Genomic DNA, 19,551 nt, shown 5'->3' with positions numbered 1-19,551 from the left:
GCCGACGACGAGTGGAGTGTCAGTGACGGAGCTGGATTCTGCACTGCTGGTGCGGGCGTTGCAGGCCGATGATTCGCACACCCCCGAGTCGGTCCGCGCGGTGACGGCCCGGTTGATCCGGGACGGCGCGCTCACCGCGGGCGCGCGCTTGCCGACCATTCGCGAGGTCGCCCGGCGCTGCGGGCTGAGTACGCGCACGGTCGTCGCCGCGTGGAGCGCGCTGCGCGAGGAAGGCCTGATCGCGACCAATCGACGCGGTGGCACGGTGGTTGCCGCGCTCGCGGAGGTCCCGGTGGGCCGTGCGCTCGCGGCCCGCGACCTGCTCACCGGAAGTCCGGACTACGCGCTGCAACCCGATCTGGCGCCCGCCATGCTGGCCGGGTTGCACACCGATCAGCTCAACCGGCCCGGTCGTGACTACATCACCGATCGGCTCCGCGCCGCCGTCCTCGACAGCTGGCCGTTCGCGGCCGAGGCCTTCGCCGCGGCGGGCGGCGGTTCGGAGGGGTTGTTCCTCGCGGTGGACGCCGCCGCACCCGCGGGTTCTCTTGTCGCCGTGGAGGAGCCGGTGATGCCGGGCTTCCTCGACACTCTGGCGGAGGTCGGGTACGAGGTGCTCGGTATCGAATCCGACGAACAGGGCGTGCTGCCCCGGGCGCTGGCGGCGGTGCTGCGACGGCAGCCGTCGGTGGTGGTGCTCCAGCCGGAGGGCGGGTACGCGACGGGTGGCGCGCTGTCGGAGGACCGGGCCACCGAACTGGCCGCGGTGCTCGCCGCGGCGGAGCGGGTGCCGTGGATCGTCGAGGACGATGCGGTGGGGCCGCTGGCCGTGGCCCAGGCGCCCTCGCTCGGCCGCTGGTTCCCGCGCCACAGCGTGCGGGTGCGCAGCTATTGCAAGGCCTACGGCATGGACATCCGGACCTGCGTCATCGGCGGCAGCGCCGAATTGGTCGACCGGGCCATCCGGGCACGGGTCCACGGTATCGCCGCCAACAGCCGGATCCTGCAGAACGCACTGGCGCACCTCATCCTCGACCCCGCGACCGCCGCGCTGATCGACACCGCCCGCGCTCGCTACACCGCCCGCAGGGACGGGCTGCTCGCGGCATTGCGCCAGCGCGGCGTGACCGCCTGTTCCGGGGTGAACAGCCTGGTCGTGTGGGTGGAGGTCGCCGACGAACAGGCGGCGCTGCTCGGGCTGGCCCGGCACGGGATCGTCGTCGGCTCGGGTGCGAAATCGTATGTGACGCCGCCGCGTCCGGGCGTGGTGCGCGTCGCGGTGCCGCAACTACCCGATGCGGAGGCCGGGCTGGCCGAACTCGCGCGCCTGCTCGCCGAGGCCGCCGGTGCCACGCATCGGGAATTCCTCGACTAGCGGACGGGCCGCGGATGCAGCCGCGGTGCTATCTCGGCGCCTACCCGGTGCAGGCATTCCGCGTATCGGGGATGACCGACCGCGAGTGGGATCTGGAACAGCACCTCGGTGGCGGCGGCCAGGCCCTGGTCCTCGCGCAGCTGTTCGACGATCTGCTCGGCGCTTCCGGCCCGGATGCGGTTGTCCGCCAGGAACCGTCGCCGGTCGGCGGTGCCCCGCAGCTGCGGGTAGTAGGCCGGACTCAGCCGGATGTCGGTGTCGAGCAGGTCGAGCGCATCGCGTTCGCTGTCACCGGGCAGCACGGTGACGCTCGACCCGATGCGCGGTGTGCCGCGGCAGGAAGACAGGTAGGCGTCGACGAGTTCGGCGACGTCGCCGCCCGCGCGCGCCTGCGAATTGCCGTGCGGAAGCAGCCCGTCGCCGGCCGCGCCCGCCCGCCGAGCGGTGTCGCTGTTGCCGGTGGACTGCCAGATCCGGGAACGCAAGGTGCCCGGTGGCGGATACAGGGCGATGTCGTCGGTGACGCGCCCGGCGGCCAGGAGACGCTGTAGCGCGGCCAGCCGCTCGGCGTACAGCGCCTCCCGGTCGGTGTCGGGAACACCGAATCCGCTGTAACTGGTGGCGGAGTGGCCGAATCCGAGGCCCTTGCCGACACCGAGCTCGAGCCGTCCGCCGCTGAGCGCGTCGGTGACGACCGCGTCCTCGGCCAGCCGCACCGGATGTTCGAACGGCAGCGCGACCACGCCGGTGCCGAGCCGGATCGTGCTGGTGTGCTGGGCGACCGCGGCGACGAACGGGAACACGGAGGGCAGCGCGGCGTGATGGGCCTCGAAATGCCGGGTCGCGAACCAGACGGCGCCGAAACCGAGCCGTTCGGCGCGCACACCGATGTCGATGGTGTGCCGGTAGACCTCGGCGACGGGCGGGCCGCTGCGCAACTGCACGAACAGCGACGGTGCCGTGAGCACCGCTGGTGACGACGAAGTGATCACAGCCGGTAGTGCCCTCTCAGGGTGGTGGTGTCGTATTCGGTGCGGAAGAGGCCGCGCCCGCGCAGCAGCGGCACGACATGGTCGACGAAATCGGCCAGGCCCCCGGGCAATTCGTCGATCATCACATTGAATCCGTCGACGGCGCCCGCCTCGAACCAGTCGGCGATGAATCCGGCCACCTGTTCCGGGCCGCCGACCACCTTGGCGTGCACACTGCCCGAGGCCAGCAGTCGCGCCGCGCCGCGCGTGTCCGCGCCACTGGAGCGCACGTACTCGAGCAGCACCGCACGCTGTCCGCGCGACCCCGCGTCGGTGTTCTCGTCGGGGATCCGCTCCCATGGCAACGGTGCGTCCAGGTCGAGATCGGCGGGGTCGACGCCGAGCCGATCGGCGAGATTGACCAGTTGGACCTCGTCGGGAATGAGGTCGATGAGCTCGCGCTCACGTCGCCGGGCCGCGGATTCGGAATCGGCGAGCACGACGATCAACCCCGGCAACAGCTTCACACTGTCGGGGGCGCGCCCGGCGTCGACGGCCCTGCGCCGTAGTTCGCTGCGACGCTGTGCCGCCGACCCGGGATCGACGTGCGCGGAGTAGACGGCGTCGGCTGTCCTTGCACCCAGTTCCACGCCGTGGGTGGAGGCGCCCGCCTGGATCAGCACCGGCCTGCCGTGGGTCAGCGGCGGCGCCTTCAACGGCCCGGCCACCTGGAAGAACTTGCCGTCGTGGTCGATCGGCCGCACCGCCGCCGGGTCCAGATAGCGGCCGGTGGCCTTGTCGCCGACGAGCGCGCCCGCGGGCACCGAATCCCACAGCGCGGTCACCACGTCGAGGAACTCGGCGGCGCGGGCGTACCGTTCGGACTTCGGCAGGGCCCGGCCGAGGGAGTAGTTGCGGGCCGCGGCGTCGCCGCCGGTGACGACGTAGTTCCAGCCCACCCGGCCACCGGACACCGCCGACAGCGCGGCGAACGAGCGCGCCAGATTGTAGGGGTCGTTGTAGGACGTCGTGGCGGTGATGATCAGTCCGATGTGGCTGGTGTGCGCGGCCAGCACGGACTGGGCGATGAACGGATCGAGCAGCCGGCTCGGCGCATTCCAGTCCTTGGCCTGGAGGTCCGGTGAGTCGGCCAGGAAAACCGCATCGAGCCGTCCGCGTTCGGCGATGCGTGCCACGTCGAGGTAGTGCTCGATCCCGACGAAATGCGCCGCGGGTTGTTCGGCGCGCCGCCACGGGCTGCCGAGGGTGCCGCCGGGTATCAGGTTGGCGTTGAGGATGATATGTCGGGGTTGGTCGGCCATGGGGGTCTCCGGGGTCAGAGTGACGGGACGGGGGCGTCGCCGCGGACGAGGGGGCGTGCCGGGTCGGCGGCCCACTGCGAGAGCGAGCCGGGATACAGGGCGATCTCGATGCCGAGCGTGGCGAGGACGAAGACCTGCAGGGCTGCGGCCATCGCGCTGCCGCAGTGGGTGGCCGCGGGCGTCGCGGGGCCGAGGCCGAGGCCGTGATAGCGCGCACGCAGGGTGCGTTCGTCGCGCAGCAGTCCGTGTTCGTCGAAGTCGTCGAAGACCGGCGCGCTCACGGCATCGGGGATGTGGCCGGCGAATGGGCCCTCGCCGCGATAGTGGCTGTGCGGGCGGGCATCCAGGAGTATGCCGCGTGCGGGCAGGGTCGCCACGGCGGCGGTGCCGATCACGGGAAGTCCGCCCGGACGCGCGGATGCGGTTCCCGCCGCGACGGTTTCGGCGCCGGAGACGACGGGGCCGCCTGCCGCGCGCCAGGCCAGCAGCCCGCCGTCGAGGAGCCGGACGTCGGTCAGTCCCGCCCAGCGCAGGACCCACCAGGCACGGGCGGCGGGCACCGAGCGGGAGTCGTCGTAGACCACCACGGCGCTGTCGGCGCGGATGCCCCAGCGCCGGAGCGCGGTGGTGAGCGCCGCGGCTTCCGGAAGCGGGCGGGCGCCGGAGCCCGCGGTGGCGGTGCCCGCCAGGTCGGCGTCGACGTCGACGAACCGCGCTCCGGGCAGGTGCCCGCGCCGGAATGCGCCCGGGTCGGGCCCGGTCGCGCCGACGCGGACGTCGAGCAGCACCAGTCGTTCCGGTGGGTCGTCACGCAACTCGCTCGCCGAGATGAGGTGGGCGGCACGGGCACCGGACATCGCGATCCTTTCGACGCGCGGACGACGGGCGGTGCCGAGGATATGTATCCCCACGCGGTGAAAACATAATTCGGGTCTTCGTGACTTTTTGTGTTCACAGTATCGCGGTGCTGCTCATATGTTTTCAGCGCCGAGGTCGACCGACCCGGCACAGATCAGCGGGAGGGGCTGCTGTGGGAGACGTCCTGACGAGCCGAGTCGTCGACGCGGAATGGTTGCGGACCCGTCTCTCGGACCCCGGCGTCGTCGTCATCGAGGTGACCAACACGCCGGGCGCCGAGCCGGACCGCAACGCCATCGCCGGTGCGCGCACCGTGTACTGGAAGGATCTGCTCTGGCACCATTCGCGCCGGGAATTCCCCTCGGCGCAGGTCCTGATCGATCGTCTGCGCGCACTGGGCGCGGGCGCCGAGTCGACGGTGGTCTTCGCGGGCGAGCCGACGCAGTTCGCCGCGTACGCCATCTGGGTGGCCGCGGCCGTCGGGGTCGGTGGTGACCTGCGCTATCTGGACGGCGGCTTGCCCGCGTGGCGCGCGGCCGAAGCCGCCGCGAGCGCCTCTGCCGGACCGATCGAGCGCGCCGCCGATGCGGCCGGGGAGACTGCCGCTGCGCGGGCCGCCGAGACGCCGGAACCGCTGCCTCGGATCGCGCCGTGCCACGAGGACATCGTCGTCGGCCGCGACGAGGTACGCGCGGCCATCGGATCGCCCGTCGTGATCCTGGATCTGCGCTCGCCACAGGAGTATTCGGGACAGCGGGTGTCCCCGCTCACCGAGCCGATCGATCACGGTGCCGAACGCGCGGGCCGGATTCCGGGCGCGCTGAGCTTGCCCGCGCAGGATCTGCTCGACGAGCAAGGACTGCTACGGCCGGTGTCCGAACTCCGGGAGCGGGTGGCGGCGCTCGGCATCGATGATGCCGATCAGATCATCGCCTACTGCAGGCTCTCCCATCGCGCCGCGCTGGGCTGGCTGGTGTTCACCGACCTGCTCGACGATCACCGGGTCCGCGTCTACGACGGATCCTGGACCGAATGGGGCAGCCTGGTCGGCGCGCCCATCGAGGACTGAGCCGCGATGAATCCACACCGGCGCGCAGTGTTCGGCCGCATCGCGGGCGTGGTCCTGTCCGCGGTGGCGATGATGTGGGCCGCGGTCACCCTGGCGTTCCTGGCCGTGCACATCGCCCCCGGCGATCCGGTCACCGCGATCATGGGGGAGTCCAGCGATCCGGCCCTGCGCGCGCGGATCGAACAGGACTGGGGTCTGGATCGCCCGCTGCTCGTGCAGTACGGGCGACATCTCGGACGGCTGCTGCACGGCGACCTCGGCTACTCGTACGTGCGTGGCGAACCCGTGACCGACATCGTGTTCGGCGAACAAATGGGCAGCAGCGCCGAGCTCGCCGGATTCGCCTTGCTCCTCGCGCTCGTCCTCGCGCCACTGCTGGCCGTGCTCACCGCGGGCAGGCGCGATGTGCTGAGCCGGTCGATCACCACGGCCGAGATCGTGGTCGCCTCCGCGCCGCCCTTCTGGACCGGGCTGCTGTTGATCTGGATCTTCGCCTTCACGCTGAAGGTGCTGCCGGTGACCGCGGGCAACGAGTTCCAGCGCCTGATCCTGCCGGCCGTCACCCTGGCCCTGCCCATCGCGGCGGTGCTGGCCCAGGTCATGCGGGAGGGGATCGAGCGCGCGCTCGAGCAGCCGTTCGCGCTGACGGCCCGATCGCGCGGCATCGGCGCTCTCCGCCTGCGCCTGCGGCACGGCCTGCGGCACTCCCTGATCCCGGCCGCGACCCTGGCCGGATGGGCCGTGAGCGGATTGCTCACCGGGACCGTCGTCATCGAGGAGGTCTTCGGCCGGTCGGGTGTCGGACGGGCGACGGTCGAGGCCGTCGGCTATGCCGACGTTCCGGTGGTGCTGGGTGTCGCGGTGCTGTCGGCCGCGGTCTATCTGATCGTCACGGTCGTCGTCGACATCGCCTATCTCTGGATCGATCCGCGCCTGCAGGAGGCCTCCGCATGACGACAGCCTTACTGCGGCAACGCTTCACCTTCCCGGTGCCGCACCGTCCCGTCGCCGTCCTGATCGCGGGCGCTGTGCTCGTTCTCGCGGTGGCAGCGGCCCTCGTACCCACCCTGCTGGCCTCCGGCGATCCACTGCAGACCGATCTGGTGGCCGCGCATCGACCGCCGTCGCTGTCGCATCCGTTCGGCACCGATCAACTCGGCCGTGACGTGTTCACCCGTGTCGTGCACGGCGCCCGGTTGTCGCTGTTCATCGGGGTGTCGGCGACGGCGCTCGCGGTGCTGCTCGGTGTGAGCGCCGGACTGGTGGCCGGAATCGGTGGCCGGGTCGTGGACGCCGTCGCCTCGCGGGCCTTCGACCTGCTCGGCGCGTTCCCCGAGGTGCTGCTCGCCCTGGTATTGATCACCTTCACCGGCACCGGAACCGCCAATCTCGTTCCGGCCCTCGGCATCGCCGCGGCGCCGAGATTCGCCAGGGTGATGCGGGCGGAAACCCGAGCGGTGCGCGCGGCCGACCATGTCGCGCAGGCGCGGCTGCTGACCCGGTCACGCGCGCGGATCGTCGTTCGCCACATCCTGCCCAACGCGTTGCGGTCGCTGCCGGTCGTGGTCACCCTCGGCCTCGGGACCAGCATTCTCGGCGCCGCCGCCCTCAGTTTCCTCGGCTTCGGCCCGCAACCCCCCGACCCCGAGTGGGGTTCCATGCTCGCCGAGGCGCACGGCGATCTGCGTATCGCGTGGTGGTCGGTCGCCTTCCCCGGCGCCGCCGTCACGGTCGTGGTCCTGGCCACCACGGTGCTCGGCCGCCACGTGGGACACCGTTTCGAACGAAGGGCACAGCCATGACGCTCACCGCCGCCGCCGTGCCGAGCGCGGACATCGTGACCGAGACCGTGCTGAGCGTACGGAACCTGCGCGTCGGTTTCCCAGGGACCGAGGGCGATGTCGTCGAGGGCGTCGGCTTCGACCTGCGGCGCGGCGAGATCCTCGCCATCGTCGGCGAATCGGGGTCGGGCAAATCGGTGACCACACGCAGCCTTGTCGGCCTCGCGGGGGCGGGCGCCCGGGTGCGCGCCGACCGTTTCGACCTGTTCGGCGCCCCGGCACTCGGGCTGAGCGAACGGCAGTGGCGCCGGATCCGTGGCGCGCGAATCGGATTGGTGTTCCAGGACGCGCTCGTCGCCCTCGATCCGCTGCGCACCATCGCCGACGAGATGGCCGAAGCATTACGCGCCACACCGCGTTCCCTGCGCGCGGCCCGCATCGACGAGCTGCTGGTCTCGGTGGGGATCGCCGATCCCGAGGTGCGCAAGCGGCAGCGGCCGTTCCAGCTGTCGGGTGGTCAGCGCCAGCGCGCGCTGATCGCCTCCGCCCTCGCGGGCGACCCGGACATCCTCATCGCCGACGAACCGACCACGGCGCTGGATGTGACGGTCCAGGCGCAGGTGCTCGAACTGCTGGTCCGGCAGGTGGCGGGCGGACGGTCGATGATCCTGGTCAGCCACGATCTGGCGGTGGTGGCCTCGGTGGCCGATCGCATCCTGGTGATGCAAGCGGGGCGCGTCGTCGAGCAGGGGCTCGCGGCGCAGGTCATCGGTGCTCCGCGGCACGAGTACACCAAGGCACTGCTCGCCGCGGTACCGCGTGGCCGGGCGGGCGCACCGCCGTCCCGGGCGAGCGCACCGATCTTCACCGCGAGCGCGCTGACCAAGTCGTATCGGGTGCGTGGCCGTGCGGTACCGGCGGTCGCCGGCATCGGCTTCGAGGTCGGGGCCGGTGAGGTGCTCGGCGTGGTCGGTGAATCTGGTTCGGGTAAGTCGACGGTGGCGAAGATGGTCACCGGGCTGATCGAACCGGACGGCGGCGAGATGCGTTTCGGCGGAGCGCCGTTGACGCCGCGCACCCACCGTCCCGGCCGGATCGGGCTGGTCGCGCAGGATTCGACCGGCTCCTTCGACCCCCGCTACCGGGTGGGGGAGATCATCGGCGAGAGCGTCGCCCTGCGGGTCGGTCGTCGCGAGCGGCGCGCCGAAGTGCTGGATCTGCTCGACGCGGTGCACCTGCCCGCAGCCAGCATCGATCGCCACCCTCGCGAACTGTCGGGCGGACAGCGTCAGCGCGTCAATATCGCCAGGGCGCTGGGCAGCAGGCCGGAGCTGGTCGTCTGCGACGAGCCGGTGTCGGCCCTGGACATCACGGTGCAGGCCCAGATCCTCGAGCTCATCGCCGAACTCGCGCGCGAGCGCGGGGTCGGCATCCTGTTCATCTCCCACGATCTCGCCGTGGTCCGGCAGATCTGTCACCGCCTCCTCGTCCTGCACGGCGGCGCGATCGTCGAATCCGGTTCCTGCGACGACGTTTTCACGGCGCCGACTTCCCCGTACATCCGTTCCCTGCTCGATTCCGTGCCGCGTCTCACGGTAGCGGACACCACAGAAAGCCCTTCGCGTGCGTAATCGCCTCACTCGACTGTTCACCGCCCTGGCCGTCGGCGTCGCCCTCGCCGCGGGCGCCTGCGCCTCGGACCCGGAACCCGGCAGCGTGAAGGGCGGACCGACCTCGCCCGCGCAACCGGGCGGCACCTTCACCATCGCGTTGCCGTCCTATCCGACACGCGGGCTCAATCCCCATGTCGGCGCGGCCTTCGACGCCTCCCAGGTGCTGCGCAACAGCTACGACAGCCTCATCGCCGAGGACCGCGACGAACAGTTCCACCCGTGGCTCGCCTCCGAGTGGACCGTTTCCCCCGACGGCACGGTGTACGAATTCACGCTGCGCCGGGACGTGACGTTCCACAACGGGGAGAAGTTCGACGCCGCCGCGGTCAAGGCGAACATCGATGTGCTGAGGAATCCGGACACCCCCTCCTGGACGGTGCTCGGCCTGCTGCAGTACTCGAGCGTCAGCGCGGTGGACGTGGTCGACCCCTACAAGGTGCGGATCACGCTGAGCACACCCCGCGCGGACTTCCTGTCCACCCTCGCCGGACTCAGCGGCGCCATCGTGGCTCCCAGCACGCTGAACGTCGACAAGGAGGCCCTCACCAGCGGGGCCGGGCTGGTCGGCTCGGGTCCGTTCATCCTGGACAAGGCGGTGCAGGGGCAGGAACTGAGGTTCCACCGCAATCCCGGCTACCGGTGGGGTCCGGCCACCGCCGCGCATCGGGGCGCCGCGTACGTGGACGATCTCGTCGTCAAGTACATCCCCGAGGCCTCCACCCGCGCGGGCCTGCTGCGCAGCGGCGAGGTCGACGCGATCGGCACGGTGAAGGCCACCGACATCGCCCTGTTCGACGGAATCGACCGATTCCAGTACGAACAGATCGGCTCGTCGGCCGCGCCCACGGTGATCATGCTCAACCTCACCAACGGCCCGACCACGGACGTGCGGGTGCGGCGCGCCATCGCCAGGGGCGTCGACATCGCCGCGGTGGTGGACAGTCTGACCAAGGGTTCCCAGAAGCGCGCCTGGAGCCTCATCTCTCCGGACAGTGCCTACTACGACGCCAAGTACGAGACCGCGAACAAGCCCGATATCGCCGCCGCCCGCGCGTTGCTCGATCAGGCGGGCTGGACCGGCAAGGACGCCGACGGCTACCGCACCGACACGGCGGGACAGCGCCTGACCGTCCGCCTGCTCGCCACGACGCCGACCTACCCGGAGGACGATTTCCTGAAGGCATGGCAGGCCGAGCTGCGCCAGAACCTCGGTATCCGGGTCGAGTTGCAGTTCGTCGAGAACGCCCAGGTCTACGACCTGTTGGCACGCAACCGGTACGAGGCGTTCCCGCGCCAAGTCGGCGGCCTGGACCTGTCGCTGCAGTTCAACCGCGCCTACGGCTCCACCACCCCCGATCTGAAATACGGCCAGATCGACGGCATCACCCTCGGTTCCATCGTCGCGGGCGCCAAACTCGCCGACCCCCAGGTGGACCGGTGGCTCATCGAAGCGACCAAGGCGACCGACCCGCAACAGCGCAAGCGGCTGTTCGACACCATCACCGCGCACCTGCTCGACAACGCCGTCGCGATCCCGCTCTACACCGACCGCAACAGTGTCGCGGCGAGTTCCGCGATCCACAACGTGACCTCGCTGTTCGACCCGCCCCGCAACACCGTCAACGCCTGGGCATACGACATCGCCGTCCGCTGACCAGTCTGCCGCCAACCCATAGTTCCAGGAAGGCTCGATCATGACCGCCGCAACGCAAACCCTGACCTTCGATCGCAATATCCCGCGCGGCATCGTGCACCGGGAATCGATCGCCGAGGTGTTCCTCACCGACGCGCAACCGATTCTCGACGGCGCGGTGTTCGCCGCCCAATTGCCCCGCAACCACTCGTATTTCAGCGACCACCGTGGCACATCGACCACCTACGATCCCCTCCTGCTCATCGAGGTGTTCCGGCAGGTCGCGATCTACTACGCGCACACCTTCCTCGGAGTGGCCCGCGAGGAGAAGTTCATCTTCGGATCGGCGGATTTCACCATCGCCGACCCCGACACCCTGCGGATCGGCAACTGCCCTGGGCACTGCGTCATCGAGGCGCGGGTGATCGGCGAGAAGCGTCGTGACGATCAGGTCATCGGCCTGTCGCTCGAGATGGTCGCCGAGATCGAGGGCAGGGAAGCCGCACGGGAGGTGATGGTCTACCAGTGGATGCCCGCCGCGGTGTGGAACCGGATCAGGGTGCGCGGGCGCGAAGCGCTCGGCCTGCCCGCCCAGCACGCGATCCCGCAGCAGGTGCCGGTCGCGCGGATGCGGCCTGGTTCGGTCGGCAGGCACAACCCGCGCAACGCGATCCTGGCCAATCCGGTGCTGTCGGCCGAGCACGAGCTGACGGCGTCGACCATCATCGACACCAACCATCCCTCCCTGTTCGATCACGCCCTCGACCACGTCCCGGGCATGTTGCAGTTCGAAGCGGCCCGGCAGGTCGCGATGGCCGCGGCGAACGCCGTCCTCGGCCTGGACACCAGCCGCATGGTGATGCAGCGGCTCGGGATCGAGTTCACCAAGTTCGGTGAATTCGAGCGCGAGACCATCGCACGGGCCACCGTCGCCCCGCTTCCCGGTGCCGGCGGCGGCGTACGTGCGCAGGTGGCCCTGACCCAGGGCGCGGACGTGATCGCCGCCGGTGAGGTGGAGCTGCGCTTCCGTCCGGCCGACGTCGGGACGATGGTCCAGTGACCGCCGCGAAGACGGCGGGGCCGTTCGTCTGGTTCGATTTCGGCGGGGTGCTCTCCCCGCCGCTCGATGACCTGTTCCTGCGCTACGAGGAGGTCGCGGGCATTCCGCCCGACCTGCTGAAATTCGCCATCGCCGAGGTGGGCGCCGAATACGGGCTCGCGCCGCTGGCCCCGATCGAACTGGCGCTGCTAGACGAACGCGAGTGGGTCGGCAAGCTGCACGCCGTGCTCAGGGCCAAGCAACCCGAGCTCGACCTCTCCCGCAGCGAACCCGATTTCGGCAGGCAGTGGTTCGCCGGCCACCGAGCCAACAGCGTGGTCCGCGACTTCGCGATCGAGCTGGCCGACAGCGGAATTCCGGTCGGGGTGCTCAGCAACAATGTCGTCGAATGGGAGCCCTACTGGCACGAGATGATCGATCTGGACGGGGTTTTGAGCGCCCTGGTCGATTCGTGCAAGGTCGGGTTCCGCAAGCCCGATCCGGAGATCTTCGCCATCGCCGCCGAGCAGGCGGGCGTCGACGCAGGCCGGTGCCTGCTCATCGACGACCTCGCGGAGAACTGCGCCGCGGCACGGGAAGCCGGCTGGCAGGCGGTGCGGTTCCGTGCCGCCGGCCAGGCGATCGCCGAGGTGCGCGAGGTGCTGGAGCGATGGCCGGGCTGAGCGCCGGCTCACCAGGCGCGGGCAAGGTAGCCGTCCGGACGGACCAGCGCGCAGGTCCACGTCTGATCCGGAGACACCTTGCCGGTCACCGTGATCGCGTCGGCGGGGGCGTGCGGTACCGGGACGTGCTCGTCGGGCCGGATCGCCACGAACCGGCCCGCCCGCAGCAGTTCGGTGAGGGTCCGCACGCCGCCGCCTGCCTCGGTGACCACCAGATCGTGCTGGAATCCGGACTGGAACTGGCCGCTGATGAGCTGCGCGACGGCGTCGTGGACCGCCGGGACCGCGAGTACGGCCAGCATCGCCGCGCGCAGCTCGGGCTCGCGGGGGTTCATCATCCGCGATTGCAGCACGGTGTTGGCGACCACCGCCGCCGCGACGGTGACCCGTTCGCGCGAGTACTCGTCGAGGACGGCGGGCCGGTCGTGTCCGGCGACGACGCGAGCCAGTCGCCAGCCCAGCGCGAAGGCGTCCTGCATGCCGGTGTTGAGGCCCTGCCCGCCGAGGGGGTAGTGGCTGTGCGCGGCATCGCCTGCCAGCAGCAGCCGCCCGTCCCGCAGGCGGGTGCGGTAGCGGCCGTGGTCGCTGAACCGGGTGAGATGGCTGATCCCGCTCAGCGCGGGCGGTGCGCCGAGCACGTATTCCAGCCGTTGCCGGTACTCCCGCGCGCCGGGCTCGGGTCGGTGGTCGATGGCGCCGCTGAAATCCATGGCGATGATCCGCGCGGGACCGTGTGGATTCGGATTGTGCAGGGTCCATCCGGTGGGCGTCGAATGCCAGCCCGGTGGAATCCCGCCGTCGGTGGCCGTGATCGCCAGCCCGGCAATGGCGTTCATGGTCGCCGGGTACACCTGCGCCGGGAAATCGCCGGTTCGGGCGACGAGGCTGCGGGCGCCGTCGGCGCCGACGGCGTAGCGGGCGCGGACGCGCAGCGAGCGATGTTCGTCCTCGACGGCCACCTGGGCCTCCACCGCGTCGTCGCGGACCTCGAGGCCGGTGACGGTATGGCCGCGCAGGATTCGTGCGCCGAGATCACCCGCGCGCTCCTCGAAGGCCGCCTCCAGCCGTGCCTGGGGGATGCCTGCGATCGGACCGGGCTCGACGCTGGGCGCGCTGATCGTCAGCACCGGTTGCGCCGCGAACTGGAAAGGGGTCCGGCGCACACCGTGCGGATCACGCTGTATCGCTTCGGGATCCAGGGATGGGAGGTATCCGCGGCGTGCCAGCAGCGACAGCGACCGGGCGTGCACCGTGCCCGCCCGCGGGCGCGGGTCCGGTTCGGTGCGGGTCTCGGCCACGACGACCCGGACGCGCTGCAGCGCCAGTTCGGCGGCGACCAGCATGCCGACCGGGCCACCGCCGACCACCAGCACATCGGTGTCGAGAAAATCCGGTCCGGGCCGGTGCGCCGTGCTCATCACATGCTCCTGGGGCGAGGTCGGGATCTGGTCCGGGGCAACACAGTTGTACGAAGTTAATCGTAGCTACTAACATCATAGTACCTATCAGCCCGGTGGTACCTCACGCGCGTTCCGAAGTCCTCCCGCCGTGCTGAGTCCACCCGACCACCGCCCCAGGGGGTATCCATGTCGACCGTCACCACCGAAACCGAAACCCGCGGCGCGCCGCCCAGCGGTGCGACACTGCCCGTGGTGCTCGCCGCCCAGTTCGTCACGCCGATGGCCATCGCGGGCACCGCCATCGCGCTTCCGCTCATCTCGCGCGACCTCGGATCGAATCCCGCCGCGCTGCAATGGGTCGTCAACGGATTCAATGTCGCCTTCGCCCTCACCACGCTGCTGTGGGGTGCGGTCAGCGACCGCATCGGACATCGGCGCACCTTCGGGATCGGCACCGCGCTCGTGGTCGCGGGCAGTGTCGGCAGCGTCGCCGCACCGAACCTGTTCGTCCTCGACCTGGCGCGCGTGGTCGCGGGCATCGGCGCCGCGGCCATCCTGACCGGCGCCACCGCGCTGCTGTCGGCGGCTTACGAGGGACCACGCAGGACCAAGGCGTTCGCCGTCTTCGGCACCGTGAACGGCCTCGGTCTCGCGCTCGGTCCCACCATCTCCGGCATCCTCATCGCACTGCTGGACTGGCGGGGCGTCTTCCTGGTGCACGCGGTGATCCTCGCGGCCGCAGGCGTCGGCACACGGGTGCTGCCCGCCGTGAAACCCGCTGTGGCCGAACATGGTCCGATCCTCGATCTCGGCCTGCTGCGCAACCGGGAATTCCTGGCCATGTGCCTGGTCCCGGTCGCCGGATCGATCGGCTTCGTCACCCTGCTGACCTACCTGCCCTCGGCGCTGAGCGGCATCACCGACCTCTCGGCGGGCGCCTCCGGACTGCTCATGCTCGCGATGACCATTCCGGTCTTCGTCGCGCCGGTGGCCGTCGGACAGCTCGTCACCCGCTTCCCCGCACTGACCGTCGGCCGGGTGGTCTACCTCGCGCTGGGCGCCGCGATCCTCGGCAACGCCGGTGTGCTCGCGCTCTCCGAAGACCGTTCGGTGGCCTGGATCATCGTGCCGATGGTGTTGCTCGGCCTCGGTTTCGGCCTGCCCATCGGTCTCGTCGACGGCCACGCGCTGTCCGTGGTGCCCGCCGAACGGGGCGGCACCGCCGCGGGTCTGCTGAACTTCTTCCGCATCGGCAGCGAAGCGCTGTTCGTCGCCGGATACGCCGTCGTGCTGTCCACGGTCGTCGGCACCCGGCTCAGCGGGAAGGCCGCCGACGACACCGCCGCGGGCCAGTTCGGCCACCCCGACGTCTACCGCTGCGCCTTCACCGTCACCGTCGGCGTCCTCATCGCCCTGCTCGTGGTGCTCACCATCCTCATCGTCGCGGTGCGCGGCACCACACGAGCCACCGAGAACCGTGACATCGGTTCCAGCCCGGAAGGAGTCACCTCATGACCCACGCACTCGACGCGGTCCGCGTCGATCTCGACGGCATCGCCAATATCGCGCCGCCCCTGATGATCGAACCGCTACCGCAGCGTTCCGCCGGCGGATTTCCGCAGGTGAAACTCCCCAGCGGTCACACCGCCGTGCACGTCACCGCCTACCGCGACGTGCACGCGGTCCTGACCGACCTCAGCTTCGCGCGCGCCGAAACCAACGTCGAGGACGGCCCGAGCTTCCTGCCGACCATCATGCCGACGGAAATGCTGCTCAACCTCGACCACCCCGATCACGGGCGGCTCAAGGGTTTCGTGGCTTCCGCCTACAGTGCCGCCACCATGGCCCGGCGGGTGCCCGCGGTGCACCGGGTGCTCGACGACGCGCTCGCCGACCTGCGCGCACAGCACGAGCGCGGATCGGCCGATCTCGTTCGCGCGCTGCTGGATCCGGTCACCATCGGCGTCAACATCGACTACCTCGGCATCCCGACCGCCGACCTCGCCTATTTCCGGCATCTGTCGCGGGAGATGCAACTCGGCGACGACAGCGATGTGGACAAACTGCTGGCCGATTTCTGGACCTTGTACCACTACATCGAGGATCTCGTCGCCGGGCGGCGTGAGCTGCGGCCCGGCCTGATCCTCGACCTGCTCGCGGCACGCGATTCCGTGTCGCCGCCGGTCACCGACGGGGAGTACGCGGCGATCCTGCTCGGCTCGCTGGTCGGCGGCGATCAGAACATCCTGTCGGTGATCACCAAGATCGCCTACGTGGCCCTCGCCAGGCCGGAGCTGTGGCAGTACCTGGTGGACGCTCCGGACGCCATTCCCACCGCGGTGGAGGAGTTCCTGCGGTTGCTTCCGCTGGGACGGATCTCGACCTTCCCGCGCGTCAGCACACGTGAACTCGCGCTGTCGCAGGGGACGCTGTATCCCGGCGACATCGTCTACGCCGACGCGCATTCGGCCAACCGTGATCCCGAGGTGTACCCGGACCCGGCGGTGATCGACCCGGCCCGTAACGGCAAGCGGCACCTGCAATTCGGTTACGGCATGCACCACTGCATGGGTGCGGCCATGGCGCGCATGGAGATCACCGAGGTGCTGCGCAGGCTCGTCACCGAGCTGCCGACCCTGCGGCTGGCCGTTCCCGAGGACCGGATTCCCTGGGAGACCGGCATTCTCGTGCACCGACCGACATCGCTGCCGGTCACCTGGTAGCGGGCGCGGCCGGATGGCGACCCCTGTCGGCGGCGAGAATCGCCGCCAGCAGGCCGGGAAACACCTTTTCCATGTCCTCGCGTCGCAGCCTCGTCATCCGGCCGTTGCCGACATCACGCTGCCATATCAGCCCCGCCTTGCGCAGCACCCGGAAATGATGCGTGCGCGTCGACGGCGCCCATGGCATCCCGAACACGCTGCAGAACTGCTCGGTGCCCTCCGGCTCCGCATAGAGTTGCGCGATCACACTGCGCCGATTGTCGTCGGCGAGCGCGGCCAGCACCGTGGAGAGGTCGAACTCCTCGATATCGGGATGCCCATCCGCATCGGCCACGACCCACTCCTCTCCACCGCATCGGCACGCGAGCGACTGCCGAAGATATGAGAACAATAGTACCTATCCGACCGGGTTCCAGACCCTCCGGGTCGCGGTGCCCCGGCTCGTCCGCATGGTCTTCTCGAGCTCACGTCCCGGAAATGGTCTGCGCGTCCACCGCGATGTCCGAGAATGGTCGGCGGCTCCGACGTTCCAGACGAGCGGCGCCACCAGGGCGCCGACGACGCAGAGGAACCGCCATGAAATACATGATCCTGAGCTACGCCTCTCAGCGGGACTACGACGGCATGGTGGGCAAGGACACCGGCAAGCCCGCGTGGACCGCCGAAGAATTCGCGGCAATGGCCCAGTTCATGACCGAATTCAACAAGAGGCTCGAGGAATCGGGCGAACTCGTGGAGACCCGCGGCCTGGTGGAGCCGGTGCATACCAGGAGGCTGGGCGTCAAGGACGGAAAACCGTTCGTCACCGACGGCCCCTACGCCGAGACCCAGGAAGTGCTCGCGGGATTCTGGATCGTCGAATGCGAGAGCTTCGACCGCGCCACCGAAATCGCCTCCGAGCTGAACAAGTGCCCGGCGCCCGCGCACGTGCTCCAATCGGTCTACGCCGATGTGCGCCCGATCGCCGAGGCCGCCCCCGAACTCGGCTGAGCGACGCGTGCCCGATTCCGCGGCGACGGACCTGCTGCGCGCGCTGGCGCCGCAGGTCCTCGCCGCGCTCGTGCGCAGGTACGGTCATTTCGACACCGCGGAGGACGCGGTGCAGGAGGCGCTGCTCGCCGCGGCGACGCAGTGGCCGGCCGACGGTGTCCCGGCCAAGCCGCTGGCCTGGCTGATCACCGTCGCGTCGCGCAGGCTCACCGATCTGTTGCGCGCCGAGCAGGCCCGCAGGCGACGCGAAGAGACCGTGGCCCGGTGGATGCTGCCGCAGGACTGGCTGACGCCGCCCGCCGACCGGCAGCCCAGCGACGCCGACGACACGCTGATCCTGCTGTTCCTGTGCTGCCACCCCGCGCTGTCTCCCACTTCGCAGGTCGCGCTCACACTGCGCGCGGTCGGCGGCCTCACCACCGCGGAGATCGCCCGGTGCTTCCTGGTCCCGGAGGCGACCATGGCCAAACGCATCGGCCGGGCCAAGCGCGCCATCTCCGCCAGCGGCGTGCCGTTCGCCCCTCCGTCCGCGGCCGACCGCGCCGACCGGCTGGCCGCCGTGCTGCATGTGCTGTATCTGATCTTCACCGAGGGCTACGCCGCCACCTCCGGCCCCCGTCTGCATCGAGTCGAGTTGTCGGCCGAGGCGATCCGGCTCACCCGCCTGGTGCATCGCCTGCTGCCCGAGCACAACGAAGTGGCGGGGCTGCTGGCGCTGATGCTGCTCACCGACGCCCGCCGCGCCGCGCGCACGGGCCCCGGCGGCGAGTTGATCCCGATGCAGGATCAGGACCGCGGCCTGTGGGACGCCGATGCGATCGCGGAGGGCATCGCGCTGATCACCGCCGCACTGCCACGGGGGATTCCGGGGCCGTACCAGTTGCAGGCCGCGATCGCGGCACTGCACGACGAGGCGCCCAGCTACGCCGCCACGGACTGGCCGCAGATCGCACTGCTCTACGAACGCCTGCTGGCGGCGGCCGACAATCCGATGATCGCGCTGAACCACGCGGTCGCGGTGGCGATGGCCGTTGGACCCGCGGCGGGGCTGAAGCTGGCGGAGGACCTCGGCGACCGTCTCGCCGACGACCACCGGCTGCACGCCGTGCGCGGGCACCTGCTGGAGCTGCTCGGCGACATCGCCCGTGCCCGCGAGGCGTATCTGACCGCCGCGCGGCGGACGACGAGCATCCCGCAGCAGCGCTACCTGCTGTCCCGCGCCGCCCGGCTCGAGCCCGACGCCGAGTGATCCTCACTGCGCGCCCGAACTTGTCACAGCGCACCGGAATACTCGGGGCCGACCGATCCTCGAGCCGAACTGGAGGAGTGCATGGCGCGCGAACTCGACGACCTGCCCTACGCGCGGTACCTCACCGCCTTGGACGGCGACCTGGAGGCGGAGGGCGACTACGACTGCGTCCGGCTGGACGGCGGTGCACTGGAGGACCTCGACGTGCCGCACGCGCGCTTCAACGAGTCGGCGTTCGTCTCGAACACCTTCACCCGGGGAACCCTGCGCTACAGCCGGTTCACCGATGTGTGGCTGCGCCACGTCCGCTGGGTCGGCACCGAATTGGCCGACACGACATGGCTCGACGGGGAGATGGTCGCCGGCGCGCTGTCCGGCGTCGACTTCGCGGGGGCGAACCTGCGGCGGGTCCGGTTCGAAGGCTGCAAGTTCGACGCGGTCAACTTCCGCCGCGCCCGCTTGCGCGAGGTGTCTTTCGTCGACTGCGTGCTGCGCGATTGCGACTTCGCCGACGCGGCGCTGACCGAGATCACGATGCCCGGCTCGGCACTGGCGCGGCTCTCGTTGCGCAATGCCCGCCTGACGAAGGTGGACCTGCGCGGCGCGACGGCGCTCGACATCACCGACGGGCTCGACAGTCTGCGCGGCGCCACGATCAGCATTCCGCAGCTGATGGATCTCGCGCCCGCCTTCGCGCGTTCCATCGGTATCGCCGTGCGGGATTGAGTGCGCGGATCTCGCACGATACCGGACACCGCGACCGGTGCGGCGAGGGAAAACAGCCG

18 protein-coding genes are annotated in these 19,551 nt (G+C 70.3%); 13 read left to right on the top strand and 5 right to left on the bottom strand.

Annotated elements, in window-relative coordinates:
• Nucleotides 1-22: 22 nt before the first annotated feature.
• Complete coding sequence (locus tag ACH49X_RS17695) at nucleotides 23-1,375, top strand: aminotransferase class I/II-fold pyridoxal phosphate-dependent enzyme (protein ID WP_357205640.1); 1,353 nt, start codon at nucleotides 23-25, stop codon at nucleotides 1,373-1,375.
• Here ACH49X_RS17695 and ACH49X_RS17690 read toward each other — a convergent pair.
• Genes ACH49X_RS17690 through ACH49X_RS17680 form a run of 3 tightly spaced genes read right to left on the bottom strand, consistent with a single transcriptional unit; the run spans nucleotide 1,372 to nucleotide 4,525 of the window.
• Complete coding sequence (locus ACH49X_RS17690) at nucleotides 1,372-2,367, bottom strand: LLM class flavin-dependent oxidoreductase (RefSeq protein ID WP_357296690.1); 996 nt, start codon at nucleotides 2,365-2,367, stop codon at nucleotides 1,372-1,374. The genes ACH49X_RS17695 and ACH49X_RS17690 overlap by 4 nt on opposite strands.
• Entirely contained in the window at nucleotides 2,364-3,668 is a 1,305-nt protein-coding gene (locus ACH49X_RS17685) for an NtaA/DmoA family FMN-dependent monooxygenase (protein WP_357103032.1), read from the bottom strand. Before ACH49X_RS17685 ends, ACH49X_RS17690 begins: the two co-directional genes overlap by 4 nt.
• Nucleotides 3,669-3,682: 14 nt before the next feature.
• Nucleotides 3,683-4,525 carry a rhodanese-like domain-containing protein gene (locus tag ACH49X_RS17680; protein WP_357103029.1) on the bottom strand — a complete coding sequence of 281 codons (843 nt, stop codon included), beginning with the start codon at nucleotides 4,523-4,525 and terminating at the stop codon, nucleotides 3,683-3,685.
• A 173-nt stretch (nucleotides 4,526-4,698) separates the two neighbouring features.
• On the opposite strand from ACH49X_RS17680, the gene ACH49X_RS17675 reads away from it, so the two are divergent.
• From ACH49X_RS17675 to ACH49X_RS17645, 7 genes are read left to right on the top strand one after another with little or no spacing between them, the layout of a single operon-like run.
• On the top strand, nucleotides 4,699-5,595 hold the full coding sequence (locus tag ACH49X_RS17675; RefSeq protein ID WP_195079241.1) for a sulfurtransferase: 897 nt from the start codon (nucleotides 4,699-4,701) through the stop codon (nucleotides 5,593-5,595).
• Nucleotides 5,596-5,601: 6 nt separating this feature from the next.
• Nucleotides 5,602-6,549, top strand: a complete 948-nt coding sequence (locus tag ACH49X_RS17670; protein WP_357103025.1) for an ABC transporter permease — start codon at nucleotides 5,602-5,604, stop codon at nucleotides 6,547-6,549.
• A complete protein-coding gene (locus tag ACH49X_RS17665) occupies nucleotides 6,546-7,397 on the top strand; it encodes an ABC transporter permease (protein ID WP_357103023.1) in 852 nt (283 codons plus the stop codon). Before ACH49X_RS17670 ends, ACH49X_RS17665 begins: the two co-directional genes overlap by 4 nt.
• The gene (locus ACH49X_RS17660; RefSeq protein ID WP_357103020.1) at nucleotides 7,394-9,007 is read left to right on the top strand and encodes an ABC transporter ATP-binding protein; all 1,614 of its coding nucleotides are present in this window, start codon (nucleotides 7,394-7,396) and stop codon (nucleotides 9,005-9,007) included. The genes ACH49X_RS17665 and ACH49X_RS17660 overlap by 4 nt, the downstream gene beginning before the upstream one ends.
• Nucleotides 9,000-10,703: an ABC transporter substrate-binding protein gene (locus tag ACH49X_RS17655; RefSeq protein ID WP_357205634.1), complete on the top strand. Its 1,704-nt coding sequence runs from the start codon at nucleotides 9,000-9,002 to the stop codon at nucleotides 10,701-10,703. The genes ACH49X_RS17660 and ACH49X_RS17655 overlap by 8 nt, the downstream gene beginning before the upstream one ends.
• A gap of 40 nt (nucleotides 10,704-10,743) precedes the next feature.
• The gene (locus ACH49X_RS17650) at nucleotides 10,744-11,742 is read left to right on the top strand and encodes a ScbA/BarX family gamma-butyrolactone biosynthesis protein (protein WP_195079245.1); all 999 of its coding nucleotides are present in this window, start codon (nucleotides 10,744-10,746) and stop codon (nucleotides 11,740-11,742) included.
• Nucleotides 11,739-12,404 (top strand): HAD family phosphatase, encoded by a 666-nt coding sequence (locus ACH49X_RS17645; protein WP_195079246.1) that lies wholly within the window; start codon nucleotides 11,739-11,741, stop codon nucleotides 12,402-12,404. The genes ACH49X_RS17650 and ACH49X_RS17645 overlap by 4 nt, the downstream gene beginning before the upstream one ends.
• Nucleotides 12,405-12,412: 8 nt before the next feature.
• Here ACH49X_RS17645 and ACH49X_RS17640 read toward each other — a convergent pair whose 3' ends face one another.
• Entirely contained in the window at nucleotides 12,413-13,822 is a 1,410-nt protein-coding gene (locus ACH49X_RS17640) for an FAD-dependent monooxygenase (RefSeq protein WP_195079247.1), read from the bottom strand.
• Nucleotides 13,823-13,990: 168 nt separating this feature from the next.
• On the opposite strand from ACH49X_RS17640, the gene ACH49X_RS17635 reads away from it, so the two are divergent.
• Both ACH49X_RS17635 and ACH49X_RS17630 read left to right on the top strand, forming a co-directional pair.
• On the top strand, nucleotides 13,991-15,319 hold the full coding sequence (locus ACH49X_RS17635) for an MFS transporter (protein ID WP_195079248.1): 1,329 nt from the start codon (nucleotides 13,991-13,993) through the stop codon (nucleotides 15,317-15,319).
• On the top strand, nucleotides 15,316-16,527 hold the full coding sequence (locus ACH49X_RS17630; protein WP_357103012.1) for a cytochrome P450: 1,212 nt from the start codon (nucleotides 15,316-15,318) through the stop codon (nucleotides 16,525-16,527). The genes ACH49X_RS17635 and ACH49X_RS17630 overlap by 4 nt, the downstream gene beginning before the upstream one ends.
• Here the strand turns inward: ACH49X_RS17630 and ACH49X_RS17625 are convergent.
• Complete coding sequence (locus ACH49X_RS17625) at nucleotides 16,517-16,861, bottom strand: helix-turn-helix transcriptional regulator (protein ID WP_195079250.1); 345 nt, start codon at nucleotides 16,859-16,861, stop codon at nucleotides 16,517-16,519. The two genes, ACH49X_RS17630 and ACH49X_RS17625, sit on opposite strands and share 11 nt — an antisense overlap.
• 242 nt (nucleotides 16,862-17,103) lie before the next feature.
• Between ACH49X_RS17625 and ACH49X_RS17620 the strand changes: the two genes are divergently transcribed.
• The 3 genes from ACH49X_RS17620 (at nucleotide 17,104) to ACH49X_RS17610 (ending at nucleotide 19,492) form a co-directional block, all read left to right on the top strand.
• Entirely contained in the window at nucleotides 17,104-17,517 is a 414-nt protein-coding gene (locus tag ACH49X_RS17620; RefSeq protein ID WP_195079251.1) for a YciI family protein, read from the top strand.
• Nucleotides 17,518-17,524: 7 nt separating this feature from the next.
• Nucleotides 17,525-18,766, top strand: a complete 1,242-nt coding sequence (locus ACH49X_RS17615; RefSeq protein ID WP_323124066.1) for a DUF6596 domain-containing protein — start codon at nucleotides 17,525-17,527, stop codon at nucleotides 18,764-18,766.
• A gap of 81 nt (nucleotides 18,767-18,847) precedes the next feature.
• Nucleotides 18,848-19,492: a pentapeptide repeat-containing protein gene (locus ACH49X_RS17610; RefSeq protein WP_195079253.1), complete on the top strand. Its 645-nt coding sequence runs from the start codon at nucleotides 18,848-18,850 to the stop codon at nucleotides 19,490-19,492.
• Nucleotides 19,493-19,551: the final 59 nt, after the last annotated feature.

It is taken from the genome of Nocardia sp. NPDC019323, assembly GCF_044389845.1.
Lineage (GTDB): Bacteria > Actinomycetota > Actinomycetes > Mycobacteriales > Mycobacteriaceae > Nocardia > Nocardia implantans.
The sequence above is the reverse complement of the archived record's forward strand: the minus strand, read 5'-3'. Positions and strand labels throughout refer to the sequence as shown.

Coding starts and splice junctions, on each gene's coding strand:
- ACH49X_RS17685 (WP_357103032.1), bottom strand. CDS start 3,668: ATGGCCGACCAACCCCGACATATCATCCTCAACGCCAACCTGATACCC.
- ACH49X_RS17680 (WP_357103029.1), bottom strand. CDS start 4,525: ATGTCCGGTGCCCGTGCCGCCCACCTCATCTCGGCGAGCGAGTTGCGT.
- ACH49X_RS17670 (WP_357103025.1), top strand. CDS start 5,602: ATGAATCCACACCGGCGCGCAGTGTTCGGCCGCATCGCGGGCGTGGTC.
- ACH49X_RS17665 (WP_357103023.1), top strand. CDS start 6,546: ATGACGACAGCCTTACTGCGGCAACGCTTCACCTTCCCGGTGCCGCAC.
- ACH49X_RS17660 (WP_357103020.1), top strand. CDS start 7,394: ATGACGCTCACCGCCGCCGCCGTGCCGAGCGCGGACATCGTGACCGAG.
- ACH49X_RS17650 (WP_195079245.1), top strand. CDS start 10,744: ATGACCGCCGCAACGCAAACCCTGACCTTCGATCGCAATATCCCGCGC.
- ACH49X_RS17640 (WP_195079247.1), bottom strand. CDS start 13,822: ATGAGCACGGCGCACCGGCCCGGACCGGATTTTCTCGACACCGATGTG.
- ACH49X_RS17635 (WP_195079248.1), top strand. CDS start 13,991: ATGTCGACCGTCACCACCGAAACCGAAACCCGCGGCGCGCCGCCCAGC.
- ACH49X_RS17630 (WP_357103012.1), top strand. CDS start 15,316: ATGACCCACGCACTCGACGCGGTCCGCGTCGATCTCGACGGCATCGCC.
- ACH49X_RS17620 (WP_195079251.1), top strand. CDS start 17,104: ATGAAATACATGATCCTGAGCTACGCCTCTCAGCGGGACTACGACGGC.
- ACH49X_RS17610 (WP_195079253.1), top strand. CDS start 18,848: ATGGCGCGCGAACTCGACGACCTGCCCTACGCGCGGTACCTCACCGCC.